Source organism: Pantoea sp. GW821-FHT03E06, from assembly GCF_059420725.1.
In genome coordinates this window covers 2013281-2037434 of sequence record NZ_JBWKUG010000001.1, presented here as the reverse complement: position 1 = coordinate 2037434, position 24154 = coordinate 2013281, and the positions used below count along the sequence as shown (strand labels likewise).

At 53.3% G+C, this 24154-nt stretch carries 21 protein-coding genes and 1 pseudogene; 8 read left to right on the top strand and 14 right to left on the bottom strand.

What is annotated here, in order from left to right:
• Nucleotides 1-41: 41 nt before the first annotated feature.
• Together AC07WB_RS09500 and curA are read right to left on the bottom strand one after the other, a co-directional pair.
• Nucleotides 42-1295 (bottom strand): SfnB family sulfur acquisition oxidoreductase, encoded by a 1254-nt coding sequence (locus AC07WB_RS09500; protein WP_345829720.1) that lies wholly within the window; start codon nucleotides 1293-1295, stop codon nucleotides 42-44.
• 110 nt (nucleotides 1296-1405) lie between these two features.
• Nucleotides 1406-2434, bottom strand: a complete 1029-nt coding sequence (gene curA / locus AC07WB_RS09495; protein ID WP_345829721.1) for an NADPH-dependent curcumin/dihydrocurcumin reductase — start codon at nucleotides 2432-2434, stop codon at nucleotides 1406-1408.
• A gap of 333 nt (nucleotides 2435-2767) precedes the next feature.
• Here curA and AC07WB_RS09490 point away from each other — a divergent pair, with 333 nt between their 5' ends.
• On the top strand, nucleotides 2768-3886 hold the full coding sequence (locus tag AC07WB_RS09490; RefSeq protein ID WP_345829722.1) for a lactonase family protein: 1119 nt from the start codon (nucleotides 2768-2770) through the stop codon (nucleotides 3884-3886).
• Nucleotides 3887-3933: 47 nt separating this feature from the next.
• Here AC07WB_RS09490 and AC07WB_RS09485 read toward each other — a convergent pair whose 3' ends face one another.
• The 3 genes from AC07WB_RS09485 to AC07WB_RS09475 form a co-directional block, all read right to left on the bottom strand.
• Nucleotides 3934-4341 (bottom strand): cupin domain-containing protein, encoded by a 408-nt coding sequence (locus AC07WB_RS09485; RefSeq protein WP_345829723.1) that lies wholly within the window; start codon nucleotides 4339-4341, stop codon nucleotides 3934-3936.
• A 117-nt stretch (nucleotides 4342-4458) separates the two neighbouring features.
• Nucleotides 4459-5889: a purine-cytosine permease family protein gene (locus tag AC07WB_RS09480; RefSeq protein ID WP_345829724.1), complete on the bottom strand. Its 1431-nt coding sequence runs from the start codon at nucleotides 5887-5889 to the stop codon at nucleotides 4459-4461.
• A 303-nt stretch (nucleotides 5890-6192) separates the two neighbouring features.
• Entirely contained in the window at nucleotides 6193-6474 is a 282-nt protein-coding gene (locus tag AC07WB_RS09475; RefSeq protein ID WP_345829725.1) for a VF530 family protein, read from the bottom strand.
• A 135-nt stretch (nucleotides 6475-6609) separates the two neighbouring features.
• Here AC07WB_RS09475 and AC07WB_RS09470 point away from each other — a divergent pair, with 135 nt between their 5' ends.
• Nucleotides 6610-6918 (top strand): hypothetical protein, encoded by a 309-nt coding sequence (locus AC07WB_RS09470; RefSeq protein WP_345829726.1) that lies wholly within the window; start codon nucleotides 6610-6612, stop codon nucleotides 6916-6918.
• 19 nt (nucleotides 6919-6937) lie between these two features.
• Here the strand turns inward: AC07WB_RS09470 and AC07WB_RS09465 are convergent, their stop codons facing one another.
• On the bottom strand, nucleotides 6938-7597 hold the full coding sequence (locus AC07WB_RS09465) for a DUF1345 domain-containing protein (protein WP_494940391.1): 660 nt from the start codon (nucleotides 7595-7597) through the stop codon (nucleotides 6938-6940).
• Between the two features lie 157 nt (nucleotides 7598-7754).
• Between AC07WB_RS09465 and AC07WB_RS09460 the strand changes: the two genes are divergently transcribed.
• From AC07WB_RS09460 to AC07WB_RS09445, 4 genes are all read left to right on the top strand, one after another.
• Entirely contained in the window at nucleotides 7755-8534 is a 780-nt protein-coding gene (locus tag AC07WB_RS09460) for a class I SAM-dependent methyltransferase (RefSeq protein ID WP_494940390.1), read from the top strand.
• 691 nt (nucleotides 8535-9225) lie between these two features.
• On the top strand, nucleotides 9226-9543 hold the full coding sequence (locus AC07WB_RS09455; protein WP_097097710.1) for a helix-turn-helix domain-containing protein: 318 nt from the start codon (nucleotides 9226-9228) through the stop codon (nucleotides 9541-9543).
• Nucleotides 9533-10798: a type II toxin-antitoxin system HipA family toxin gene (locus tag AC07WB_RS09450; protein ID WP_494940389.1), complete on the top strand. Its 1266-nt coding sequence runs from the start codon at nucleotides 9533-9535 to the stop codon at nucleotides 10796-10798. The genes AC07WB_RS09455 and AC07WB_RS09450 overlap by 11 nt, the downstream gene beginning before the upstream one ends.
• Nucleotides 10799-10909: 111 nt before the next feature.
• Complete coding sequence (locus AC07WB_RS09445) at nucleotides 10910-11479, top strand: YceI family protein (RefSeq protein ID WP_097097318.1); 570 nt, start codon at nucleotides 10910-10912, stop codon at nucleotides 11477-11479.
• A gap of 40 nt (nucleotides 11480-11519) precedes the next feature.
• Here AC07WB_RS09445 and celB read toward each other — a convergent pair whose 3' ends face one another.
• Genes celB through AC07WB_RS09425 form a run of 4 tightly spaced genes read right to left on the bottom strand, consistent with a single transcriptional unit; the run spans nucleotide 11520 to nucleotide 14919 of the window.
• Nucleotides 11520-12872, bottom strand: a complete 1353-nt coding sequence (gene celB / locus AC07WB_RS09440) for a PTS cellobiose transporter subunit IIC (protein WP_097097319.1) — start codon at nucleotides 12870-12872, stop codon at nucleotides 11520-11522.
• Between the two features lie 31 nt (nucleotides 12873-12903).
• Nucleotides 12904-14217 carry a 6-phospho-beta-glucosidase gene (locus AC07WB_RS09435; RefSeq protein ID WP_494941061.1) on the bottom strand — a complete coding sequence of 438 codons (1314 nt, stop codon included), beginning with the start codon at nucleotides 14215-14217 and terminating at the stop codon, nucleotides 12904-12906.
• On the bottom strand, nucleotides 14210-14551 hold the full coding sequence (locus AC07WB_RS09430; RefSeq protein ID WP_097097321.1) for a PTS lactose/cellobiose transporter subunit IIA: 342 nt from the start codon (nucleotides 14549-14551) through the stop codon (nucleotides 14210-14212). Before AC07WB_RS09430 ends, AC07WB_RS09435 begins: the two co-directional genes overlap by 8 nt.
• Before the next feature lie 59 nt (nucleotides 14552-14610).
• Entirely contained in the window at nucleotides 14611-14919 is a 309-nt protein-coding gene (locus tag AC07WB_RS09425; protein ID WP_097097322.1) for a PTS sugar transporter subunit IIB, read from the bottom strand.
• Between the two features lie 288 nt (nucleotides 14920-15207).
• On the opposite strand from AC07WB_RS09425, the gene AC07WB_RS09420 reads away from it, so the two are divergent.
• Nucleotides 15208-16164 carry a MurR/RpiR family transcriptional regulator gene (locus AC07WB_RS09420; RefSeq protein ID WP_494940388.1) on the top strand — a complete coding sequence of 319 codons (957 nt, stop codon included), beginning with the start codon at nucleotides 15208-15210 and terminating at the stop codon, nucleotides 16162-16164.
• A 117-nt stretch (nucleotides 16165-16281) separates the two neighbouring features.
• A complete protein-coding gene (locus tag AC07WB_RS09415) occupies nucleotides 16282-16566 on the top strand; it encodes a YmdA family protein (protein WP_097097324.1) in 285 nt (94 codons plus the stop codon).
• Nucleotides 16567-16624: 58 nt separating this feature from the next.
• On the opposite strand, the gene AC07WB_RS09410 is transcribed toward AC07WB_RS09415, so the two are convergent.
• The 4 genes and pseudogenes from AC07WB_RS09410 to AC07WB_RS09395 form a co-directional block, all read right to left on the bottom strand.
• Complete coding sequence (locus tag AC07WB_RS09410; RefSeq protein ID WP_494940387.1) at nucleotides 16625-20269, bottom strand: transporter substrate-binding domain-containing protein; 3645 nt, start codon at nucleotides 20267-20269, stop codon at nucleotides 16625-16627.
• A gap of 9 nt (nucleotides 20270-20278) precedes the next feature.
• Nucleotides 20279-20926 (bottom strand): response regulator transcription factor, encoded by a 648-nt coding sequence (locus tag AC07WB_RS09405; RefSeq protein ID WP_097097326.1) that lies wholly within the window; start codon nucleotides 20924-20926, stop codon nucleotides 20279-20281.
• Between the two features lie 133 nt (nucleotides 20927-21059).
• Nucleotides 21060-23951, bottom strand: a complete 2892-nt coding sequence (locus AC07WB_RS09400; protein ID WP_494941060.1) for an autotransporter outer membrane beta-barrel domain-containing protein — start codon at nucleotides 23949-23951, stop codon at nucleotides 21060-21062.
• 24 nt (nucleotides 23952-23975) lie between these two features.
• Nucleotides 23976-24101, bottom strand: a pseudogene (locus AC07WB_RS09395) (ESPR domain-containing protein); the annotation flags it as partial.
• Nucleotides 24102-24154: the final 53 nt, after the last annotated feature.

Here is a 24154-nt window from a genome sequence, read left to right as displayed (position 1 = left end):
AACAGGAACAGCCGGAATTTCGGCTGATCCTGTTGCTACCTTTAGCTCCAGGCATGCCGCGGCGGCGGGGTGCCGTTAAGGTAATAATTTCCTACATGGTAATACTTCCAACGCACCGGATCGTGTAGCGTGTGCGTGCGCGCGTTGCGCCAGTGCCGGTCAAGGTTGAACTCCTGCAACGTAGAACGGGTTCCCGCCAGTTCAAACAGCTTGTTGCCGGCCAAAATGGCGATTTCGGTGGTCAGCACTTTGGCTTCTGCGGTGGCGACTGTCGCCTCCGCGACCGTGGATTCGTCGGGCTGCTGCAGTGCCAGATCAATCGCTTGACCGGCGCGCCACAGTAGAGCTTCAGCTGCGTGAAGGCGGATTTTTAAATCACCCACCGCAGCCAGCGTAAAGTGATCATCGGATGCGCGCTCTTGACCACTATCAATCCAGGGCCGTGAACGCTCGCGGATAAAATGCAGCGTGTCTTCAATGGTGCCGCGCGCAATGCCGACATCAACGGCTGCCTGAATAATCTGCGAAATCGGACCGGCTGCAGTTGGGCGCTCAAAGGCTTGAAACACGGGGATCACGCGTGAAAGCGGGGCACGCACATTATGCAACAATACCGTGCCGGATGCCGTGGTGCGCTGGCCAAAGCTCGACCAGTTATTGATGATGGTGATGCCGGGCGAGCTGCGGTCGAGGACGATAAGATGGGCGCGATCCTGTTCATCAAGCGCTACCGCGTGAATGCGATGCGCGAGTAGCGCGCCGGTGGCGTAGAATTTTTCACCGTTGATCACCACTTCATCGCCATCCTGCTTAAAGCGCGTCTGAAAATCGGCAACGGTACGCGAGTTTTTCTCAGAGAAAGCATTACCCCAGCGCAACCCGGCCAGCACTTCGCTCAGTAGCTCGTGTTTCTGCGCTTCCGTGCCATCGGCAATGAGGTGCGCGACACCCGCCAGATGGTTTTGTGGCAGCTGCCCCAGCGCAGAATCCGCCGCCGAAATGATGGCGATCACTTTCGCTACCGTTACCCAGGATACACCTGCGCCGCCCAGGTTTTTCGGGATCGCCATCGCCCACAAACCACTTTGAGAGAATGCGTCTAACTCTTTAAGCGGCAGAATACCTTCGCGGTCACGCCGCGCGGCTTCACGGGCAAACTCGCTGGCCAGCCGCTGAGCAATCTCAATCGCCTCGGCATCATCACGAATGCGGTGAGCCGGCTCGGTAGGTAAGGGGACGGGCGCTTCGGCCTGTTGAGAATTAACCTTGAGGTTAGGGGTGGGACTGAGCGACATGAGAACTCCCGGTAATTACGCTATAGGGAAAAATATCATCTCATGCGCTCAGTTCACGCCATATCTCAATTGCAGCTATGCAAAGTGAAAAATGGCGTTAACACAACGGGTTACTGCGCTACTTTAACCACGGTTTTGCCGAAATTTTTGCCCTTCAGCATATCGAAAAAGGCCTGCGGCGCATTTTCTAAACCTTCAATCATGTGCTCGCGGTAGTGAATTTTTTGCTGCTCTACCAGCGGCGTCATCGCTTTGAGGAATTCAGGATAACGATCGCCGTAATCCTGGAAGATGATAAAGCCCTGCATACGAATGCGGCGCTTGAGGATGCCGCCCATGATCTGTGGTGTGCGATCCGGCCCTGGCGGTAATTCACGGCTGCTGTAACCGGAAACCAACCCGCATACCGGCACGCGTGCTGCGGTGTTTAGCAGGGGGAATACCGCATCAAAGACCTTGCCTCCGACATTCTCGAAATAGATATCGATGCCATCCGGGCAGGCCGCTGCCAATTGCTCAGCAAAGTCGTCGCGGTGATGATCGATGCAGGCGGAGAAACCCAGTTTCTCAATGGCGTAGCGACATTTCTCCTCGCCACCAGCCACACCCACCACGTGACAGCCCTTCAGTTTACCAAGTTGACCAACCGTAGCCCCAACCGGGCCGGTTGCCGCTGCAACCACCAGCGTTTCACCCGCTTTGGGCTGGCCGATATCCATCAATCCCATATAGGCAGTAAATCCTGGCATACCGAGAATACCCAGTGCCCAGGAAGGATGGGGCAAATCGCCCAGCTTCGCCACGCCGCTGCCGTCTGAAACCGCATAGCTTTGCCAGCCGCTTTGCGCCAGCACCACGTCACCTTGCTTAAAATCGGCATGTTTAGACTCAGCGACTTCGCTCACGGTGCCGCCGACCATAGGCTGATCGATCTGCGCCGGTGCGGCATAAGATTTGCTGTCATCCATGCGCCCGCGCATGTAGGGATCGAGCGATAAGTACAGAGTGCGCAGCAGGATCTCACCGTCCTTCAGTTCAGGAATGGGCTGTTCAACCAGGCGAAAATTCTCTTTTACCGGTTCGCCTTCAGGACGTGAAGCGAGCAGCCAAGCCTGGTTGCGTTGATTGGATTGCGACATTGATTTACCTCTATCAGCGTTTTTCACGTCAGGCAAGTGTAGACGAGGATACCTTTCGTAGGTTGTGTATTGATGCCGCGCTAACAGCCGCGCAGAGGATTTATCGAGTGAGCCAGCGCACAAACCTGCGCTAAAATTTTGTGCGGCGAGTTAACGTAACAACATGATTTTTATAACGTGCAGGGCATTTGCCCAATCGGTATCAGGCAATCTCCTATACCGGAGACGCTATTCAACTACCTATACCTATAGCGGTGCTTTTATCCCTACAGGTGACGCTATGACACGACATCAAGAAAAACCCACCCCCGATCAAGAGGCGCAGCGAGCAGCATGAAAAACCTATTCCGCGCGGCGACGCTCTTAGCCACCATGACCGCAAGTGTGCCCTTGCTGGCGCACACTTTCGTTTATGTTTCAGAAGCCGATGATGGCACCATTGCGCGCTACGCCCTCAACGAGCAAACCGGCGCGCTGCAACTGCTGGGCCACACCCACGCCGGTGGCAAAGTGATGCCGATGACGCTGAGCGCCGACCATAAACATCTGTATGCGGCAATTCGCAGTAAACCGCTGCAACTGGTGAGCTGGGACATTGACCGCAATAGCGGCGATCTACATCAATCTACCTCGGTGACGGCTGCGGCCAGTTATCCCTATATTAGTACTGACCGACAGGGGCGCTTTCTGCTTGGGGCATCCTATGATGGTGACGTAGTGCACGTTTATCGTCTGACAAGCGATGGCAAACTCACTGCGCCGCCGGTCGGCAGCTATAAAACCGGGCACGCGGCGCATTCGGTGATTGTGGATGCAAGCGGCGAAAACGCGTATGTCGGCAATCTCGGCACCGATCGCGTGTTACAGCTGAAACTGAGCAAAGAGGGTGACCTGACGGCGCTCGGCAACGGCTACGTCAAAACGGCTGCTGATAACGGGCCACGCCATTCAGTGCTATCACCGGATAATCGCTATCTCTATAACATTGGCGAAATGGGCGGCATCATCACGCAATTCCGCCGTGAGCCAGGCGGTGAGCTGGTTAAGGTGGCAGAAATGCCTAACGCCGTTGCCGCGCAATACAGACTTGCGCATGGACGCGAGCGTCCACCGGGCTATAGCGATACCACGCCACGCATCTGGTCTGCCGATATTCGTCTTACGCCAGATGGACGTTTTCTGTATGTCAGCGAACGCACCAGCAGCACCATTAGCGGTTATCGGGTGAGTAAAGCCGATGGGAAATTGTCGCTGATTGATAGCTGGCAGGTAGAGAAACAGCCGCGCGGGATAGCGATTACATCCGATGGTCGCTGGCTAATCGCCAGTGGTGAGAAGAGTGCGGTTATCGGCAGCTATGCCATTGAAGCAGGAAGCGGGGAGCTTAAGCGAGTGAGTGAAGCAGCCGCTGGCGGCGATGCTAATTGGGTGACGACGGTAACGTATAACTAGCCTCGTGAACGCTGCAGGTGCGCAGAAATGCGCACCCGACAGCCACTTCAGGACAACTGTTGATATTCATCATCCGTAACGGGCTCCAGCCATTCGTTGGAGGCGCCCTCGGCCGGAACAGCGATAGCAATGTGAGCAAACCAGCTATCTGCCGCCGCACCATGCCAATGCTTTAATCCTGCAGGAATGTTAACCACATCGCCCGCAACCAGCTGACGGGCTGGCTGATTCCACGCCTGATACCACCCGCGTCCCCCCGTGACCAATAAGATCTGGCCACCACCGTGATGAATATGCCAGTTATTACGGCAGGCGGGTTCAAATACCACATTACCAATGGTAACGCCTTCCGTTGTCAGCATGTTCAGGTAGCTTGTGCCGGTAAAATATTGCGCAAGCGCTTCATTTTTAGGCCCTTTTGGGAATATGCCATTGCCATCAAATTGTTCGTTCATCTTTATCTCCATTTGTGCAGCGTGGATAAAGTGTAGAGGTTGGCTGATTAAATGATAATGCGCTCAAAGCCGAATACACTTGTGAGCGCGATTCATTAATTCCTCAATGTGACAACGTCACGCAATGGGATAAATTGATTGTTTTAGGGTGCCACGACGATCAAACTTTTTCGCGCTTAGCCACAGCAGGGCTGTCACAAACCAACCGATAATCCAGGACACGTCATTACCCGCAAAAATCCAGGTTAATGAGCCATGATGTAGCGGGCTATCAATGAACGGCAACTGCACCAGCACGCCACAGAAGTAGACAATAATGCCTGCCCAATTCCAGCGAGCGTAACGGCCATGCGGTTGCGACAGCGCCGGTACATCCACTTTGCCTTTGGTAATAAGATAGAAATCGGTCAGGCTTATAGCACTCCACGGCACGAAAAAGGCCAGTAAAAACAGCAGAAAATGCGTGAAGGATTTGAGGAACGCCGGTTCGCTGATGAGGGCAATAACGCAGGAAACCGCTACCATCAGCACCACAAAGAGTATACGGCCGCCACGACTGAGCGATGTCTTCTGACGGAACCCCGAAACGATAGTCGTCAACGACATAAAACTGCCGTAAGCATTCAGCGTGGTGAAGGTAATTTTGCCGAAGCAGATGGCAAAATAGATCACCATCGCCATCGTCGCGCTACTGCCTAAACTCACGATATAGCCGACCTCATTCCCTGGAAACGCTTTGCCGGCAATGGCCGCGACGATGACGCCCAATGTCATGGATGCCTGAGTGCCCAATACGGTACCAAAGAACACCGAGCTGAAGAGTTTTTTCGCCGAGACATTGGTGGGTAAATAGCGAGAATAGTCAGAGACATAAGGACAGAACGCAATTTGCCACGATGATGATAGCGAAACGGCAAGCAGGAAATTAGCAATCGTGAAGTGCTGGTTTTGCCACACGGCGCTAAGGTCATGTGTGGAAAGCAGGGTGATAAACAGATATACAAAGGCCAGCACGCCGATAACGCTGGCCACTTTTCCCAGCTTGTGAATCACACGATAACCCAGCACCGCAATGACAACGATGATCGCGCTGAACAAGATCATACCGGTCGCATTGCTGGTATTGATGAGTTTGGCGAGTGCCTGACCCGCTAACACCGTGCCGCTGGCTGAAAAGCCGACGTACATAATACAAACCAGCACCAGGGGAATGACCGCGCCATATACCCCAAACTGCATGCGGCTGGTGATCATCTGCGGCAATCCCAGGCGCGGTCCCTGAATGGCATGCAATGACATGATCGCGGCGCCGACAACCTGGCCAACCAGTAAGCCAATAATCGACCACACAACATCGCCCCCCAAAACCACCGCCAGCGCACCCGTCACGATAGCGGTGATTTGCAAGTTGCCGCCGAACCATAACGTGAACTGGCTAAACGGATGTCCGTGGCGTTCGCTCGCGGGAATGTAATCGATAGAGCGTGTTTCTGACAGGCGCTGTTTGTCCGCGCCGCGGTAATCTGCTGCAGGTGATTCGGCTGACATAGTTTCCTCGCTGAAGCGTCAAAATGGGGTCATTTATTGTTGGTATGGTGTGAGTTATCCTGGCACTACATGTATATACATGTAGCGATATTGTCATGAGGATTGGAAACATACAACACCATCAACCATTGGAAAATGTGATGACGCGGGCAAGGTTAATAAGTTGTTAAGCGGGCAAGGTTGTGCGGAATAAGAGGGCGGAAATGTCCATGTTGAGATGACGTCGCTACGTGAATTCTGTGAAAAAAGCAGGGGGATTGTGACTGAGATTTCACGTAGCGCTGCCGACTACATCGGCAAAAATTAGCTGTTACGACCTGTTGTCCAGGGATTGGGGGCGACGTCACCTTCATTCTCCGATCTGAAATCATCCAATGAGTCCAGATAAAGCGCTTCAACTTCCGCGCGCGCCCAGGGCGTCCGTCGTAAAAATTTCAGGCTTGATTTGACGCTAGGATCGCTTTTGAAACAGTTGATATTGATAAGCTTGCCCAGCTTATCCCAGCCATAATGTGCGACCAGCGCGTTAATTTGCATCTCAAGCGTTACGCCGTGCAAGGGATCTTTGGAGCGATGATCGTTCATGGAAAATCCTTAAAAAGTTGACGGGGAAGGTTACAAGAAAGCCGGGCAAGCGGCAATCCTACGATCTTCATTACCGGTAAATCCACTTCAATGCTGTACACTTGTCGCTGTGATTTTACTAATGGACGATACGCTATGAACGACAAGAAAATGATTTCCATCGATCAGTTCACTCTTTCTGAACGTGTGGCGGTAGAAGAAGCCTATAAAGGTTTGCTTGAGAAGTATCGCCAGCGCACGGGCAAAGAGCCGGACGCGAAGAAAGAAAAAGAGTTCACGGCGGAAGCCAGACAACAGATCATGACGGCAAAGTTAGCAAAAGAGAAAGCACTGGCTGATAAAGCAAAGAAAACGCCAACGCGCAGGAAGAAACCTGAATCGCTCAAAGAGAGCGAAGTCAGTGATTTCAACTGGAAGGCATCCGTCATAAAAGGGCGCAGATAGCGCTATTGCTGCTGCACCTTTAACTCAGCAATCCGGCACCTACGTTGACCGATAATCCCAAAATCGCCAGATTGAAGATAAACGAGATTACAGATTGCAGCAGCGTAATCTTGCGCATTTCAGTGGTTCCCGTTGCAACATCAGCCGTTTGTGACGCGACGGCGATGGTGAAGGCGAAATAGAGAAAGTCCCAATAATCAGGATCGTCGGGCTTTTCCGGGAAGATCATCGGTGTGACATCTTTGCTGCGATGCAGATAGTGATGATGCGCATAATGCATCGCGAAGGAGCTGGGCAGCAGTGCCCATGAAACGACGAGCGTCATTGCTGTCAGTAATAAATGAAGCACGCGCGGCGTTCCAGTGAGATGTTGCAACGATGAGAGCTCACTCAGAATCGCCACAATGCTGACCATACAGGCAATGATAACCATGCCCAGCACTAGCGCAGCGCTTTGATCCTGCATTTTGGCGATATGCTGAATATCCTTCACTTCAGTACGCAACATGCGAAACCAGATAAAAATCAGGTACAACCACGCCAAAACATTCCAGCCAATCAATAGGCGTTGCAAAGTGCCAAGCTGAGCGGGAAGAACGTAATAGCAAATAACGCCGGCAATAATTGAGATCAGTAATCGCAGCCGAGCGAAGAGGTGAGTCGTTAGCGAAGAGCCCATGAGATAAGTTGTTCTGCGTGAGGTAGATGGGTTTAAATGTAGACGAAGGCGCTGCTAAGGTCGCCAGGCTTAGCAATTATTCCGCCCGTTTGAGGCCGTTCATAGCGGGCGTTATTAAACCAATTCATGTAACTGTTATTGATGCATGAAATGCAGCGTGTTATATATCATCAAAAGATCTCTCATCGCCTGGGAGCATTCCTGTCGTGACATCCAACATCTGATCCAGCGAGGTTTCGCCTTGAATGACGATAAGATAACCATCGGCATGAATGCCAATATTACACCGTTTATGCAATCAAGTACCGTTGCGGCTTATGTTCAGGACACGCCGAAAAAGGTACCCGGACTGTCCGATCTCCATCGGATGACAACCATTCTGCTGGGTGAAGGTGCGACTGAAGCAGCGCATATCCTTGTTGTGGGTGCCGGTGGCGGTTTGGAGCTGCTGGCCATGGCACAGGCACAGGCCGACTGGCGGTTTACCGGCGTAGATCCGTCGCCGGCTATGCTTGATATTGCACGTCAGACAACCGCATCTTATGCCGATCGAATTGAGCTCGTGACCGGCAAAGTAGACAACGCGCCACACATTCTTTTTGACGGCGCAACATGTTTACTCACGCTACATTTTCTTAATAGAAGCGAACGGCTGCACACACTGAGGCAGATTCGTCGCCGCATGAAGCAGGGCAGTCAAATCGTCATCGCTCACCATGCGGCACCTGACTCCAACTCGCTCCAATGGTTGACGCGTTCTACCAGCTTTGCTGCCAACCCGGTAAATGCTGCCTCGTCAGCTAAAACGATGGCTGAGCGTCTTGTGCTTTTATCTGCATCCGAGGAAGAAGCGCTTTTGCGGGAGGCTGGTTTTCTCGAACCATCGCTTTTTTATGCCGCTTTCTCATTTCGCGGTTGGGTAGCTATAGCCGGCTAGTTTCTCGTGAGAGTAGCGTGACGCACTTTATTGCGCGATAACTTGCGTCGCTACGAAACGGGCAGTGAAAGAATATGAAGCCAAATGATGGCTTATTTAGCGGTGCAGGGCTTGTTGGCCAGCACCTGGGCGTGTGAGATAAAGATTGCGTCATTAAATTTAACATAATATACATTATGTGCACTTTGATGTTTAACGGCTAAATTCAGATGTCCGCCTCTGGATACATTGAGAAATCCGCTTAATCGTCATTTTTCCAGAGTACCCCGTCTAAGGACGCAACTAATGATGGCTTACCGTGAGCTGAAACCCGGACATTTAAAACTGATGCTCGTGAGTCAATAAGTGAATCGGTCACCATGAATGGTGACCCTACGTCGATATAGCCGGGTTTTTGTAGGGTGCGCATTCATGCGCACCTGCGTAAAAAGGCATTTTTGCTTAAGTGAGCGTCATTAGGACATTTTAACATTGGCCTCACGCGAATTATTCGTGCGAAGCGATAATGTTACTTTGAGACTGAGCACCTAAATCTTACCCATCAGGCTGATTAACTCCATAATTTCGTGGTTTATCCCCTACTTTCCCCCTTAACACCTGAAATAATGGATTTAAAAAAATTTACCCGCATTGTTTTTAATTCTATAATATTGGGTATTAACCGCATATTTGGATGATAAGACACAATATGATGGATTTAACCCTTAGAAAACCCAGCGAAATTGTCAAGCTACTGTGTGAGCGACTGCGTAAAGAGCGCCTGACGCAGCAGATGACGCAGGCTGATATCGCCGCGCGGGCGGGAATTGGCGTCAATACCGTGTCAAATCTCGAATCCGGACGTAACGTGGGATTTGAAAATCTGGTGCGGGTGGCGATGGTGCTGGGACGCGGTAAAGAACTGGAGGCGCTGTTTATGCCGCAGATCGACAGTCTCGACGATCTGCTGCGCTACGAGAAGAACACCGATCGTCAGCGCGTAAAAAGGAGTGCTAACGATGGTCAGTAAAGTCGATGTTTACTACGAAGGCTGGGGTGAACGATGGCTTTGGGGAACGCTGGTCTCTTCTACCGCGCTCACCGGTCGTCCGCTGATCATGTTTGAATACAGCGCAGAAGCAGCGCGGCGCGGGCTAGAACTCTCGTCGCTTAGCCTGCCGCTAAAAGGACCGCGGCTGCGCAGGGATTTCCCCGCGCATCAGCTTGCTCTACCCGGCCCGGTTTACGATGCGTTACCCGATGGTTGGGGCATGCTGCTGATGGATCGCCTATTCCGCCAGCGCGGTCTGAATGCAGCGCGAATCGGACCGTTGGAACGTCTCACCTATATCGGCAGCAATGCGATGGGCGCAATGTCGTTTGTACCCTCCCAGCCTGAAGCGACTTCGCTGGCGGAAGATATTTCGCTGACAAAACTGGCGGCAGAAGTTCAGGAAGTGCTGGATGGCGAAGGCGGTGAATTCCTGCAGCGGCTGTTACAGATGGGCGGCTCACCTCAGGGAGCAAGGCCAAAAGCGCTGCTGTACCGCGATCCGCTTAGCGGTCATTTTACCACTGCCGCCGCCGCTGAAATGGATGCGTGGCTGATTAAATTCCCCGCCAGCAAGGAACATCCCGAAGTCTGCGCGATTGAAGCGGTGTATGCAGAGTGCCTGCGCGAATGCCAGATCGCAACGCCTGATACCGCCTACTTCTCTCTGCCAAATGGACAGGCGGCGTTCGCCTCTAAGCGGTTTGATCGTCACAACGGAGTGCGGATACCGATGCAGAGTCTTGCGGCCTTTACCGGCGCAAACTATCAGATACCAGGTGCGCTGGATTACACCAGTTTCCTGCGCGCAACGCAGATCTGTACCAATGATGTCCGCCAGAAAGCATTGGCGTTTGAGCGCGTGGTTTTCAATGTCGTGTTCAACAACCGCGACGATCACCCGAAAAACTTTGCTTACATCATGACGCAGAATGGACAATGGCAGCTGGCTCCTTTCTACGATGTGACCTGGTGCGAAGGACCCGGTGGCTATCATCAAATGGATGTGATGGGCGAAGCGTTGCAAATTGGTCGTGAACATCTTTTCGCGTTGGCCGAGCAGGAAGCCGAGCTGAGTTCAGAACAGGCCAATAATGTTATCGCGAAGTGCTGTGACGTGGCGGCTCGCTTTGCGGCAAAGGCTGCCGATATGTTCCCCGGGCAAATCACCGCAGAAACATTGCGTACCATTCAGACGCGCATGGATGACAATATCAAGCGGTTACGTTATTAGCCCGCCGCTGATAAACCATCGCCGCCCTACTTTCTTCATTAATAAAAACGCGATGAATAAATCTGCCCCTTAAGGTGTTTACTCTCTATCTGCCACACTGGAGTAAAACCCATGATTCGCACCGCCTGTCTCGCTGCCGTTATATTACTGATATCTCCGGTCGCGCACGCCGAGACAAAAACGTATGCCATCAACACGCAGCAATCATCCATTGGGCTCTCCTGGCGCGCTTTTGGCCACAATTTTTCGCAGGCGCACCTGAATGGTGTGACGGGTTATATCACCCTCAATCCCAGCCAAGAGTGGCAGGATCATATAGAAGTGAAGATTCCCGTGAAAACGCTTGTGGCTTCGAATGCCTTATTAACCTATCAACTCAAGAGCGATCTTTTTTTTGACGCCCCGCACTACCCCAATATTGCTTTCAGCAGCAGTCGTGTTTCGTCACTGGGTGAAGGAAAATTTCAAATTATCGGCACGTTGTCTGTGAAGGATGTTAGTCGCCCTGTGATTCTCATCGCTAAGCTGGATAACGGCGAAATAGTAGCGCCAACCTCAAACACCATGGCTTTGCACGCCTCCACGGCGATCTCCCGCACCGCTTTTCGCGTTGATCGCTTGGTAGGTATTGTTGATGACCGGGTAGATATTGAACTCAGTATTCGTGCCCAGCGCAATTAACCAAGCCTGCCACCGCTAATGGGTGGCAGGCGCAAAGTCACTACGGTGTTATCGCCTCGCCCGTGGCAACCTGGGCTTGCTGTTTACTTTCTTCTTCCTCACGGAATTTGAGCCGATCCCATACGCGGAAGAATGGATAATAGATAACCAGTGAAAGCGTTAAATTAACCACTTGCAGCACGGTGCCGGAGATGTGCCCGCCCGTTGCCAGATAGCCGCTCACGAAAATCGGTGTGGTGAACGGTAGCGCAATCCCAGCCGGTGGCGCCACTAAACCGGTGCTCATCGCGGCCCACGACACAATCACCAATACCACAGGTGTCAGGATAAAAGGCAGGAAAAGATACGGATTCATCACCAGTGGAATACCAAACACTAACGGTTCGCTGATATTGAACAGTGCAGCAGGCGCGGCAATTTTGCCAAGCTGCTTCATCTGACGGCTGCGTGAACGAATCAGCATAAAGATCACCAGCCCCAGTAAGGCACCGGTTCCACCGGGCGCAATCCACAAATCATAAAACTGCTGGGTGAAGATGTGCGGAATGGGTTGGTTATGCTGGAATGCCTCGAGATTTTCACTCATGTTCGATAGCCAAACGGGCTGAATAAACACCAACACAATCGCATCGCCATGCAGCCCGAGCGTCCACAAAATGCCAATCAACAACACCGAGAAGATCATGCCGGGTAATGTGCCGCCGACGTGGTGCATCGGTAAGCCAATCACGGTGGCGATCAGGTTGTTGATATCCCCGAACGGCGAGGCTTCCACCGCGAGGCGAATGACCAGGACCACCGCCAGCACGCAAAAGCCCGGCACCAACGCGAGGAAGGACTTTGCCACCGCCGGCGGTACGCCTTCAGGCATTTTGATCACCAGATTACGGTTATGAACAAAGCGGTAAATCTCCGTTGAGAGCAGCGCAATCACAATTGCCACGAACAATCCCTGGCTACCGATCAGCGAAATCGGCAGTACGCCAGTGACCAGCTGTGTCGGCGCGCCTTCCACCGGGGCAAATAGCGTCTGCTGCGGAATCGTCATCACAAACGCCACTAAGGCCATGGCGCCGCTGGTCAGCGGATCGAGCGTGCGATACTTCTCCGCCAGTCGATAAGCGATGCCGAAACTGGAGATCAACGCCATGATGTCGTAGGTAGCGCGTACCGGATAAAGCAATTTGTTGCGCCACGTATCGCCAAACAGGTCCGCCATCAAATGGCCCCATGCCGGAATCGGCAGATAGGCAAAGATCAGGAAGAAACTGCCAATCAGCATAAACGGCATGTTGAGAATGATGCCGTCACGCACCGAGAGCACGTGCTTCTGACCGGCGACTTTCAGTGCAGCGGGCAAGACATAACGATCAATAAAAGTACGGTTGGACATAGGGCCTCCTCAGGCTCAATGGCGCAACAGATTAAGGAGTGGCAAACTGCGGCAGCCACGGCTGATTCAGGGTGAGGACTTCGTCAAGCAGCGCTTCAGCAGTGGTAACGTCACCAACCAACGGATTGCCAACCAGCGCCAGCAGCGCCTGCTGCCGATCGCCATGCACTGCGGCTTCGATGGTCAGGCGTTCAAAGGCTTTGATCTGCTGCGTCAGCCCATTCATCAGCGGCGGCAACGCACCAAACACCAGCGGATGCGCGCCTTGCGCGTCAACGAGACAGTTCACTTCCACCACCGCATCATCCGGCAGGCCGTGGATTGCGCCTTGATTACGGCAGTTCACCACCAAATTTTTGCCGCTATTGTTATGGATAGCGCTGATCAGCTCGACGGCCACTTCCGAGTAGTACGCGCCGCCGCGGAAGCTAAGCTGCTCCGGCTTGTGTGCCAGATGCGGATCGGCATATAACGCAAAGAGCTCAGCCTCGACTTTCATCACCTGCTCGGCGCGCGTCCCTTCATGGCCGCTCTGCGCTTTTTCCTGCTCTTCCGCCAGCATTTGTGGCGTTTGCCAGTAATAACGGTGGTACGGGCATGGAATGGCCTTCAGCGCGCGCAGGAACGATGGCGACCAGGGCATATCCTTGATGTTATTCATGGTCAGTGATTGCCCATCGCACAGCTGCTCAATCACCTGTTCAGTAACGTCGTCGCCGCGACATGTCACCTGATGTACCCACACCAGATGATTCAGCCCGGCGAAGCGCAGCTGCACATCATCCCACGGCGCATCAAGCATGCCGGCAATCATGTGATGCATGTTAACCGGCACGTTGCACAGCCCAATGATTTTCGCTTTGCTATAGCGCGACACGGCTTCAGTGACAATTCCGGCCGGGTTAGTGAAATTGATGATGAAGGCGTCCGGCGCCAGCTCTTCCACTTTGCGCGCGATATTCAGCATCACCGGGATGGTGCGCAGCGCTTTGGCGAACCCGCCGACGCCGGTGGTTTCCTGGCCGAGTCGTCCATACTTCAACCCGAGCCGTTCATCTGCCGCTCGCGCGGCTAATTGTCCCACGCGTAGCTGCGTCAGTACGAAACGGGCACCGCGAATCGCCTCATCCAGCGCAAAATGTACGCTCACTTTGACCTGCTCTAATCCATTCTGCTGCAGCATACGCCGGGTCAGATCGGCGATAACGTTCACCTTTTCACGGCCCTGTTCAACATCTACCAGCGCCAGTTCGGTGACCGGCAGCTGTGCATAGCGGTTGATGATCCCTTCTACCAGTTCAGGTGAATAGCTGCTGCCACCACCAATAATCGCCATTTTAAGCATCGGTTGCTCCTGCCGCAGTGCGGCGATAGAGTTCAATAATTTCACCTGCCAGATCCTGAATCAGCATGGCGTTCATCAGGTGATCCTGGGCATGCACCAGGATCAGCGTGACCGGCAGCTTGCCGCTGCCCTCATCGAGGCTGATCAATGCCGTTTGCTGCTGATGTGCCGCACTGATGCACTCTTTAGCCGCGGCCAGCTGCTGCTGCGCTTCGGTAAACTGCCCGTCACGCGCCAGACGTAACGCACCGATCGCTGCGCTGCGTGCTGCTCCGGCTTGCACCAGCAGCAGCATAATTTGCTCTTCAAACTCGAGAACCACGTTTTCAGGCATGCAGAATCCCCCACAGCATCGGGCTGTGTCATGTCGGTTAAATGAGGGTGTTCGGAGTATTACGCGGTGTGTAACGCCATCGCTTTTTCAAGCACCCGATCGCCACGCATCATGCCGTAATCCATCATGTCGATAACGGCGACGGTTTTGCCCTGCGGAGCGGCAATGGCGGTAAGCCGAGCGGCTTCAAACTGAACTTGCGGTCCAAGCAGTACCACGTCGGCATCCGGCAGTATGCGTTCGAACTCCGCCACCGGAACCGCTTTGATGTCGATCTTCAGTCCGCGCCCCAGCGCAGCACTCTGCATTCTTTCAACCAGCATGCTGGTTGACATCCCCGCAGCACAACAAAGTACGATGCGCATGATTTTTCCTCGTGTGATTTGACTTGGGCATTTAAGACCTGTCTCAGGGAAGCTGTAAAGTGGCTATGGGCAGACGATTTTCTGATGAATAATTATTTATTTGTTAATAATCAGATAATTATGTGAATATTTTGTATGAAAATATTTTTCATCAGTGTGATCTTACGCGTAATTATTTTGTCTTAATCATCACTTATCGCAAAAAACGCATAAAAAACGCTGAAAAAAAACTCAACATGAAAATTAATTTCATGCATGATGTACCTTCGCTATTGAGGATGTGATGAGCTAATGGATATTGTCTGGCAATTGCGACAGCAGAGTGAGCGCGCAGATGCGCAAGAGTCGAGGCTGGCGCGCTTTATTCTGGCGAACCTGGACGCCAATGTGCACACCACCATGGAAGGACTGGCCGCGCAGGCGGGCGTAAGCCAGGAGGTGCTACGCCGCTTTGCCGCTTCGGCAGGTTGCCGCGATCTTGATGACTTTTTGCATCAGGTGCGGAAAGCCGGCCAGCAGCAGGACGTGGCCTTTATCGATGTCATCCGCCAGCGGCAGGCATCACTGAGCCAGCAGGAAAAGCGCGTCGCGGAGGCTATTTTGAGTGACACAACGTTTGCTGCTTCCGCCACCATCGAGCAACTTGCCGGACGTGCTGAAGTCAGTGCGGCGACCATCACCCGCTTCGCTCGTTCAATGGGCTGCGAAGATATTCGCGATTTGCGCATGCGTTTAGCGCGCGCGCCACAGGTACGTCATTCCCCTGCTATTGCGCCCTTAGAGGCAATCAGCCAGGCGTTGACGCAGCAATTCGCGCTGGCAGAACGCGCAACCTGGACGCGAGCAGCAGAGACGTTACGCAAGGCAAGAAGCGTGCTGCTGATTGGCGCATCAGGCCCACAAACGCCGCTGGTTGCTGAGGTCCACCAGCGTTTGCATCGTCTCGGATTAGCCATCGCCTGGATTCAGGATGACAATCTATTAAGCATGACGCTGAGTCGTTTGCAGCCAGATGATGTGTTGTTTATTCTCGCGCCGGATGCCGTAAACAGCCACGTCCTCAGCGCCGTACATCACGCAACTATCCAAAAAACCCCGGTGATTGCGCTCTGCCCAAGCACGCTGGACCTCGCCAGCCAGGCCGATATTTGGCTGCCGCTGCCGGTGGCGAAAAATACGCGGCGTTACGGTATTTTATTCGCACTCGATCAGCTGGAAACCACGCTGTTGGGTCAGCCGAACCCCTGATGCAACCAAGACTTTTCTGAGGCTAATTGCAGTATTTACTTAATTTAGCTGCCGTATTCGCTTAAGTTTTTCCCCTGCGTGCCCGATAATTCTCTTAGGCAACCCAGGGGATTTCGAATGCGCAACCTATTAGTTTTATTGTCAGGTCTGATTATGCTACCCACAGCGATAGCGGCAGATGGCACCATCACCTTTAATGGCTCAGTGGTTGAATCCGTTTGCGACACCAGCACACAGCTGCAGCAGGCTTCAATCAACTGCTACCGCAACGGTGTCAATCAGGTACAAACGATTGCTATGTCCCAGCACAAGCAGGCTATGCCCTATCAGCTGGGCACGGTCAGCATTGAAACAGTAAAAAATCACGCTAATCTGAAAATCGTAGAAGTGACTTATAAGTAAACCGTTGCTGACTCTACTGATGAGCAAAAGGCCTTAGTCGCAAGACTAAGGCCTTTCATCAATTGGAAGGAGGTGCTGATGAAAGTGTGTTTAAAGCGCGCCGAATCTCCGCCAGCAACGCCCGCCCCGCTTCCGCAATCTCTTTGCGCAGTGGCGACGGTGCATGACAGCTAATTTCCAGTTCGACGCACCGTGCAACCAGCTCAGCGGAACCCGTCAACCGCGCGCTACCCTTCACTTTATGAGCCAGCTCCAGCAATGCGTCACGATCGTCGTCAGCTAACGCCGCGGTCAAGGCCAGCATATCTTGCTGATAACTCGCCAACATCTCCTGCATCAGCTCGCTCACCAGCGTGGCATCGCCCCCCGCGAGTTTACGCATCGCATCCGAAACGTCATCGTTTCCCGGTAACGCTTCGGGCACAGGCTGACGTGTCACCGGATCCAGCCAGCGCTGGAGATCCTCTAGCGTACTCGGCTTGAACATGCAGCCATCCATGCCCGCCTCGCGACAACGGATAATTTCTTCCGGCAACGCGTTCGCAGTAAACCCTAAAATGGTACAGGCAGAACCGTTGCGCAACGCCTCTTCCGCACGAATCGCCTGCGCCAGCGCATAGCCATCCATCTCCGGCATACAGCAATCCGTAATGACCACATCAAGCGGCTGCTGACGCCAGAGGTGCAGCGCCTGGCGACCATCGCTGGCTTCAAGTACCTGATGGCCCAGAAACTGGAGCTGTCGCGTGAGGAGTAAACGGTTAGCCCTGAAATCATCCGCAATAAGAATGCGCAAGCTCGAATGGCGCTGCGCGCTGGCGACAGAAACCGGCTCCTGCTGCGGCTCTTCCTGTGGCAGCCTGTCAGCAAACAGCTGCACGTCAATACGCGTACCCATTCCCGGCTGGCTCTCCAGCGAAATAGAACCGTCCATTTTCTCGCACAAGGTTTTACAGATAATCAACCCCAGCCCGGTGCCACGCTGCGTTTGCTCACCGTGAGATCCCACCTGGCTAAACGGTGCGAAGAGCCTGGCCTGATCTTCTCGTGAAATGCCTTTACCGCTATCACTCACGCTGAGCGCGATGTGCCAGCGCGCCTGCTGCTCAATGCGCACGGCAACACTGACGCCACCCTGAGCGGTAAATTTAAGGGCATTACCGATCAGATTAGAGAGGATCTGCTTAAAGCGGAGCGGGTCAATCAAAACATCCTCGCCGCAATCGGGTTGCATCTCCAGCGTTAAGCTCAGGGATTTTTGTTCCGCCATTCCCTGGAAAATACGCACCACGGATTTGCACAGCTGCTGCAGGTTGGCGCGCTCGGGCTGAAGCGTCAGCTTACCGGCTTCGATGCGTGCCACATCAAGAATATCCCCCAGCAGCTCCACCAGTTCGTTAGCCGCATCCGAGGCAACGTCCAGCGCCTGATGATCGACACGATTCTTATCGGCCGATTTGCGCGCCAGCTCCAGCATGCCGAGTACGGCATTGAGAGGCGTACGAATCTCGTGGCTCATGGTGGAGAGGAACTGGGTTTTGGCACGACTGGCGGCTTCGGCTTCCTCTTTCGCCAGATTTAACGCCTCCAGTAACTGCCGCCGTTCGCTGATATCAAGCCAGCCGCCAATCACGCCCTTTACCCGGCCTTCCGCATCACGGTAAGGCAGAATCCAGTGGAAAATAGTTTTCAGTTGGCCTGAACCCAGATGCTGAAACGTGCGGTCCTTGAATAGCGGCTGTCCGCTACTCAACACCTGGTAGAAATCGTGGATATAACGCTGCGTTTGCTGTTCATCTGCGAAAAGATTGCTCGACAGCAGCGATTGATTGATCACCTGTTCGCGCGTGGCGCCCAGGTCCTGTAAAAAGCTGTCGTTACACTGGGTTAACCGCCCGCTGGCATCACGAATGTAAGTCGCATTCGGTGTGCCGTTGATCATGTCATGCATGAACTCGAGCTGATCGTTGAGCTCACGCTGAATGCGCGATTTGATGCGAATCTGGCGACGCAGCCAGATGGCCCATAGCAATGAAACCATGATCAGTGCCGCCGCAAATGCACTGCCGGTGAGAATGGCGACGCGGTTCTCGCGCCAGAAATTTTCCGACGCCACCATGTTGTTGGGGCGCCAGAGATTGCCAATTACATCCATCTCATCGGGTGGAATGCTCAGCATGACCTTGTCGATAATCTGCTGCAGCTCATGTGACTGGGGCGGAATACCAAATGAAATAAACGCCGGAGATTCACCGAGCGTGGCGCTAATGCGCATGCGATTACGGTAATAACGGGCTATTTGATATTCGGTATTGGCCAGCGTATTGATTGCGGCATCTACCTGACCACGACTCAGCATGGCTAATGCATCGTTGGCGTTACTGGCATTGACGATCTGAATGTCGGGATATTGGCTGCGCAGGGTATCAGCCATGCGCGTTCCGTTAATTACCGCCAGTTTTTTTCGCCCCAAATCGCTGAGATTGCGCGGTGCATTCGCCTGCTGTCGCACCACCATTACAAAGGCGCTGGTAAAGTAGGCACGGCTGAAGTTAAGACCGTTTTTGCGCTGCGGGCTGGGTGTTAACGCGCCAATCATATCAACATCGCCCTGCTGAAGCAGGCTTTGCATTTCATCCACGCTGCCCGCGCTTTTGATTTCAAAATCCAGACCGGTGCGCAAGCGAATTTGCGACAGCACATCGATGGTGATGCCACGATAATTGCCGTCATCATCGGTAAACGTCAGCGGGGCAAAGCCGTCAATGGCTGCTACCCTGACCTTGCGGTGCTGCCGGATCCACTGCCTTTCGCTCTCGGTGAGTTCGAAAATCTGTTGATTAAGCACGCTAGCGCTTCGGCCAACATGCCAGCGCTGCAGAATGTTGAGGCGCTCTTCATTGCTAACCTCGGCCAGTGCAATATCCAGAATCTGTTTGAGCAGCACATTATCCGGGCGTGTGGCAAACGCCAGCGTTTTTGCCGGGAAGTCGGCTAAACCCACGACGCGGATATTGTTGAGGAAATTGCGGCTAATCGGATAAAGATCGCCGAGAAAGACATCCGCATCACCGAAGGCCACGGCGCCAATCGCCTGTTGGTAGCTGGGATACGTTTGGATGCTGGCATGGGGAAACTGCTGCTGCACCCATGCCAACGGCAGATAGCCTGCCGCCATCGCAATATTTTCCCCGGCCAGATCGCTGCTGAGGGTGCGGCTGGCGTTACTGCGCATCGCCATAATCGCCTGTTCGGTAGCATAAGGCTGCGTAAGGGTAAGATGTTCATTCGGCTTTTCGAACTGCGTCATGCCGCCCAGCAAATCAACGTTACCGTTTTCTAACGCTTCATAGGCCGCATTTTGATTGGCATACACTTTAACCTTGATCGGCTTACCGATGAGGGTGGCCATCAAACCAATATAGTCAGCGGTGATACCCTCAAATTCAGATTTGTTATTAATGACGGTAAATGGCGGATATTGCGGCAACGCGATGCCTACTACCAGCTGCGTTTTGCTGGCCAGCCACTGTTGCTGTACGGCGTTCAAACTTTGCGTGGGCGGATGCTTCAGCTGAGGTGAGCGGCTGAGTAAGGTCAGATCCATGGGGCGTTCAGCAGCAGGTATCGCCTCATCATGCAGAATTAAAAGCGCCAGAAATACCATGACGGGCAGAGCCACTTTATACAGCAGAGACTTCACGGATATTCCTTAGTCGGTAAGATGATTGCGATGGGCAATACCGATTAAATCCACCAGCGTTTTGACACCCAGCTTTTGCAGCAAGCGCGTCTTATAGGTGCTAATGGTTTTGTTACTGAGGGTCAGCACCTCGGCAATTTCGATGTTGCTGTAGCCCTTAGCAAGATAAATCAGCACCATCATCTCCCGGTCAGAGAGCTGCGCGAGTTTGGCCGACTCTTCACCCGTGGCTGAACCCGCAGGATAGTCCGCAGGCATCTTTTCCGCCGGAAAAAACGTATAGCCTGACCGGATGGCGCGGATAGCATCCAGTAAATCATCCATCTCTTCCGTTTTCTCGACGAAACCGGAAGCACCGCCGAGACGGCAGCGTGAAACAAATGATGCCGCCGTTTGTGAGGTGAAAACGAGGATTTTTACGGGATACCCCATCGCGTGAACGCGTGAAATAACTTCCAGCCCGTTAAGCACCGGAATCGCAATATCCAGAATCATCAAATTCGGCGTCAGATTTTTCACCAACTGCAGCGCTTCGGCGCCATCGTGAGCTTTACCGGTCACGGCAATGTTTTCCCGCAGTAGCAGCATTTCAATTGCCATGCGAACCACCGGATGATCGTCGACGATAACTGCGCTGTAGGGTGAAGAGTTGTGCATATCCGTCCTGTGATTGAAATGAGCAATCAATAACTGATTTTTTTAAGCATAGCGCTATTTTGTTATGCCCATCAATGAGCTGTAAAAATGCCGGGCTAAACGGCCCGGCATCGCTAAACGTGGACAATGGTGATCAGAAGCTGACTTTTACCCCGATCATTGCGCTGGTGTCGCGGTAATCATTGCTACCCATTTGCTGACCGACGCTGCCCCACAGGTTAACCCTTGAAGGAAGTTTGCTCTCCACGCCGACGCGCACTTCCGCGATGTTTTTTTGCCCTTCGCTGGTCATGCTGACACCGTTCAGGGTGCTACCAAAGTCCTTACTGTTATTAATCCAGTTGGCTTCGAGGAACGGCTGATAAACCGCCTGATTCGGTTCACCCGCCGTTTTCAGTGAAGCACGCAAACCGACACGTGATTGCAGGTTGCCATCGCCCTGGCTGCTGACGCGAGTGCCATTGGCTTCGGTATGATCGTCTGCTTTCACATCCATCCAGATGAACTGCGCGTTAGGCTCAATGAAGTAGCTGTTTTTCGCCCGATCTTCGCCCACTTTCCAGCTGTATCCACTCTCCAGCGAGTAAGTAAAGCCGTTTGATTTATAGCGCTCGGCGGCGAGATGATCGCCATTCACGCTGTTGTTAAACCAGCTATATTGCAACCAGCTATCCACATAGGCGCCAGTGTGCTGTTCCGGCTGCTGATACCAGGTGCCGTATACGCCCACGTTATAACCGTTGGTATGGCCCTGCGAACGATAACCGGTAACCGATGAATCGCTATTGCTGCGAGCGTTGCCGTAACCGGCCATCGCACCGAAATGCAGGCGATCGCTGCCGGTGAAACTCCCGGTTGCAAGGTCGCCGCCCAACTGCAGCACGTAGCGATTGGTTTCTGTCTTGATCTGTCCGCTGCTGTCACGCATCTGCTGATGGCCGCCGAGGTTGCGCATCCACAGACTGGTTGTTTTCTTTTCGCCGGTCAGCACGTCCACATAGTGTGTTTCGCCGCCACGATCGCTCAGGCGCAAAGTGAATAAGGTGTTAGCCGCCGCGATATTGGCGTTATAGTTGCCCACCTCAGGACGCACAATCATCTGCGCAGGCTTGCCGGCACCCGGCTGCACCACTGGCTTTTCGATGGGATCAACGCCAGGGTCAACGACCGGATCCACCACCGGATCGATAACAGGGTCCACGGCATTGACATCGCTGGTCAGATACCAGTTTTTAGTGTCCGCGCCCCGCGACAAGGTATAGTCATAAGCACCTGCTGCAATACGCCCTTGCTGGCTAAACTCACCGGCAGACGTGCCGTCTACGGTAATTAACTCAATCCCGTTCAACGTCTGCGCCCCGCTACCGCCGGCATTATTGATCACGACATGCGTGGTGCCGCTGGTGTTGCCCGTTACATGCAATTTATCGGTGTCTGAATCATCGCCAGCCAGCACCGTGTTCATGATCAGCGTGCCGCCCGTGCCGGTAAAGTCACCCTTCACCGTCAAGGTTGTTGAACGTCCATTGCTGTGATCGAAATTCAGCGTGCTGTCATTCAGCGCCAGCGTATGCAGAGTTGAGTTGTCGGTCATATTCCACAGGCTGCCGTTTTCCAGCGTCAGCGCCTGCAGGTTCGCCGCACTGCCGCTCCACTGTGAATCATTCAGCGCCAGGCTGCTCGCAGCGGTAGCAGCAGGATCAACGGTGATATTACCCGCCATCACCGAGCCATTGCTGGCGGTGATCTGCGCGCGGGTATCGCTGGCCAATGCATCAAGCAGTGTTGCTCCGCCTAATGTGGATCCCTCCAACGAGAGAGTGAGCGAAGAGCCATTCTGCAGTGTGATGGCACTGCCCTCAGCCGCGCTCAGTTGTGTATTGGTCAGCGCAAGCTGATTGTTGCCGTTGATGCTGTTGATACCCATTGCGCTATTTCCCGTTACGCTGAGGGCAGAATTCATCAGCGTAACGCTGTTGGCGGCACCGACAGCGCCATCAAAGGTGACCAGATTACCCGCATCGCCCACCTGCCCCTGAATGGCGGTTCCGGTAATTGTCGCACCGGCAGCGGCAGCGATCGCTGACGATCCTGCTGCGGTGTTTAGGGTAATATTGCTGGCATCCAGTGTTGCGCCGCTGGCCGAAAGAGCCACACCGCTGCTGTTAATGAAGAGATTATCTGCGTTAACAAGCGCACCGCCGCTCGAAAGAACGCCAGCAGCGCCTGCACCTGTGGTACTAAGCGAGCCGCCTGTGACATTCAGATTAGCCATTGAGCCAGTGGCATAGACCGCGTGAGCATTGATACCTGAGGTCGCTACATCGTTCTGTACTGCAGTAAAAGTGCCATTGACCGTATACAAGCCGTTGGCATAATCGCCTAAAGTATTCACCCGACTGTTCTTCAGGCTGATAATGCCCGATGTGCCATTGGCAAACACGCCGTAACCGTTACGAGCGCTGGTATTGACGATTAAACGTTCGCCGTTAATGGTTGCGCCGTTCGCATACAGGCCCTGATTTACCGAATTAATCGTGGCATCGCTGGCGGTCAGTGTTGACAGTCCACCCGCTACCAGCCCACGGTTGTTGCTGGTGACACTGCTATTGAGAAAATTCACCGTGCTGGTGCCGACCACATACACGCCATCGCCGCTGCTGGTTATGCTGCCGTTAAGGAAATCCATCGCGCTGTTGGTTGTCACATACGCACCATAGCCGTTGCTATTCACGGTTAAACCATCGGCATTTATTGTGCCGTTGCGTGTGGCATACAGGGCCTGAACGTCAGCACGGGTGGTGGTCACTTGGGTGCCGCTGATATTAACCATGCCTTGATCCGAAGCAACCACACCGTAGCCCGAAATGCCACTGGTGTTGATCGTGCCGCCGGTGAAATTCATCTCACCGCCGGCTAAAACAGCCTGAATGCCATAGTCATTACTGGCGCTGGTCACGATATCCTGGTCGGAATGGCTCTGGCTTACGCCACTCGCCACCAAACCGGCATGTGCCGTGCTCATACCGCTTGCAAATAATAAGGCCGCCGAAACGCCGTTAATTAAGGCACTATTGCGGGAACGGCTTGATTTACATTTTCCCCTCGCGAATTCGGAGGCGACAACAAACTGCCCGGTCACTTTATTCCAGATAATGCGGTAAACAATATTCATCAGACTCTCACTCAGCAACATATGCGATTTATATGCCGCAAGAGTAAGGATGC

Excerpts from the sequence above, each read along its gene's own strand:
- AC07WB_RS09500 (WP_345829720.1), bottom strand. The coding sequence starts at position 1,295 with ATGTCGCTCAGTCCCACCCCTAACCTCAAGGTTAATTCTCAACAGGCC.
- curA (WP_345829721.1), bottom strand. The coding sequence starts at position 2,434 with ATGTCGCAATCCAATCAACGCAACCAGGCTTGGCTGCTCGCTTCACGT.
- AC07WB_RS09490 (WP_345829722.1), top strand. The coding sequence starts at position 2,768 with ATGAAAAACCTATTCCGCGCGGCGACGCTCTTAGCCACCATGACCGCA.
- AC07WB_RS09485 (WP_345829723.1), bottom strand. The coding sequence starts at position 4,341 with ATGAACGAACAATTTGATGGCAATGGCATATTCCCAAAAGGGCCTAAA.
- AC07WB_RS09480 (WP_345829724.1), bottom strand. The coding sequence starts at position 5,889 with ATGTCAGCCGAATCACCTGCAGCAGATTACCGCGGCGCGGACAAACAG.
- AC07WB_RS09475 (WP_345829725.1), bottom strand. The coding sequence starts at position 6,474 with ATGAACGATCATCGCTCCAAAGATCCCTTGCACGGCGTAACGCTTGAG.
- AC07WB_RS09470 (WP_345829726.1), top strand. The coding sequence starts at position 6,610 with ATGAACGACAAGAAAATGATTTCCATCGATCAGTTCACTCTTTCTGAA.
- AC07WB_RS09465 (WP_494940391.1), bottom strand. The coding sequence starts at position 7,597 with ATGGGCTCTTCGCTAACGACTCACCTCTTCGCTCGGCTGCGATTACTG.
- AC07WB_RS09455 (WP_097097710.1), top strand. The coding sequence starts at position 9,226 with ATGGATTTAACCCTTAGAAAACCCAGCGAAATTGTCAAGCTACTGTGT.
- AC07WB_RS09450 (WP_494940389.1), top strand. The coding sequence starts at position 9,533 with ATGGTCAGTAAAGTCGATGTTTACTACGAAGGCTGGGGTGAACGATGG.
- AC07WB_RS09445 (WP_097097318.1), top strand. The coding sequence starts at position 10,910 with ATGATTCGCACCGCCTGTCTCGCTGCCGTTATATTACTGATATCTCCG.
- celB (WP_097097319.1), bottom strand. The coding sequence starts at position 12,872 with ATGTCCAACCGTACTTTTATTGATCGTTATGTCTTGCCCGCTGCACTG.
- AC07WB_RS09435 (WP_494941061.1), bottom strand. The coding sequence starts at position 14,217 with ATGCTTAAAATGGCGATTATTGGTGGTGGCAGCAGCTATTCACCTGAA.
- AC07WB_RS09430 (WP_097097321.1), bottom strand. The coding sequence starts at position 14,551 with ATGCCTGAAAACGTGGTTCTCGAGTTTGAAGAGCAAATTATGCTGCTG.
- AC07WB_RS09420 (WP_494940388.1), top strand. The coding sequence starts at position 15,208 with ATGGATATTGTCTGGCAATTGCGACAGCAGAGTGAGCGCGCAGATGCG.
- AC07WB_RS09415 (WP_097097324.1), top strand. The coding sequence starts at position 16,282 with ATGCGCAACCTATTAGTTTTATTGTCAGGTCTGATTATGCTACCCACA.
- AC07WB_RS09405 (WP_097097326.1), bottom strand. The coding sequence starts at position 20,926 with ATGCACAACTCTTCACCCTACAGCGCAGTTATCGTCGACGATCATCCG.
- AC07WB_RS09400 (WP_494941060.1), bottom strand. The coding sequence starts at position 23,951 with ATGAGCACGGCACATGCCGGTTTGGTGGCGAGTGGCGTAAGCCAGAGC.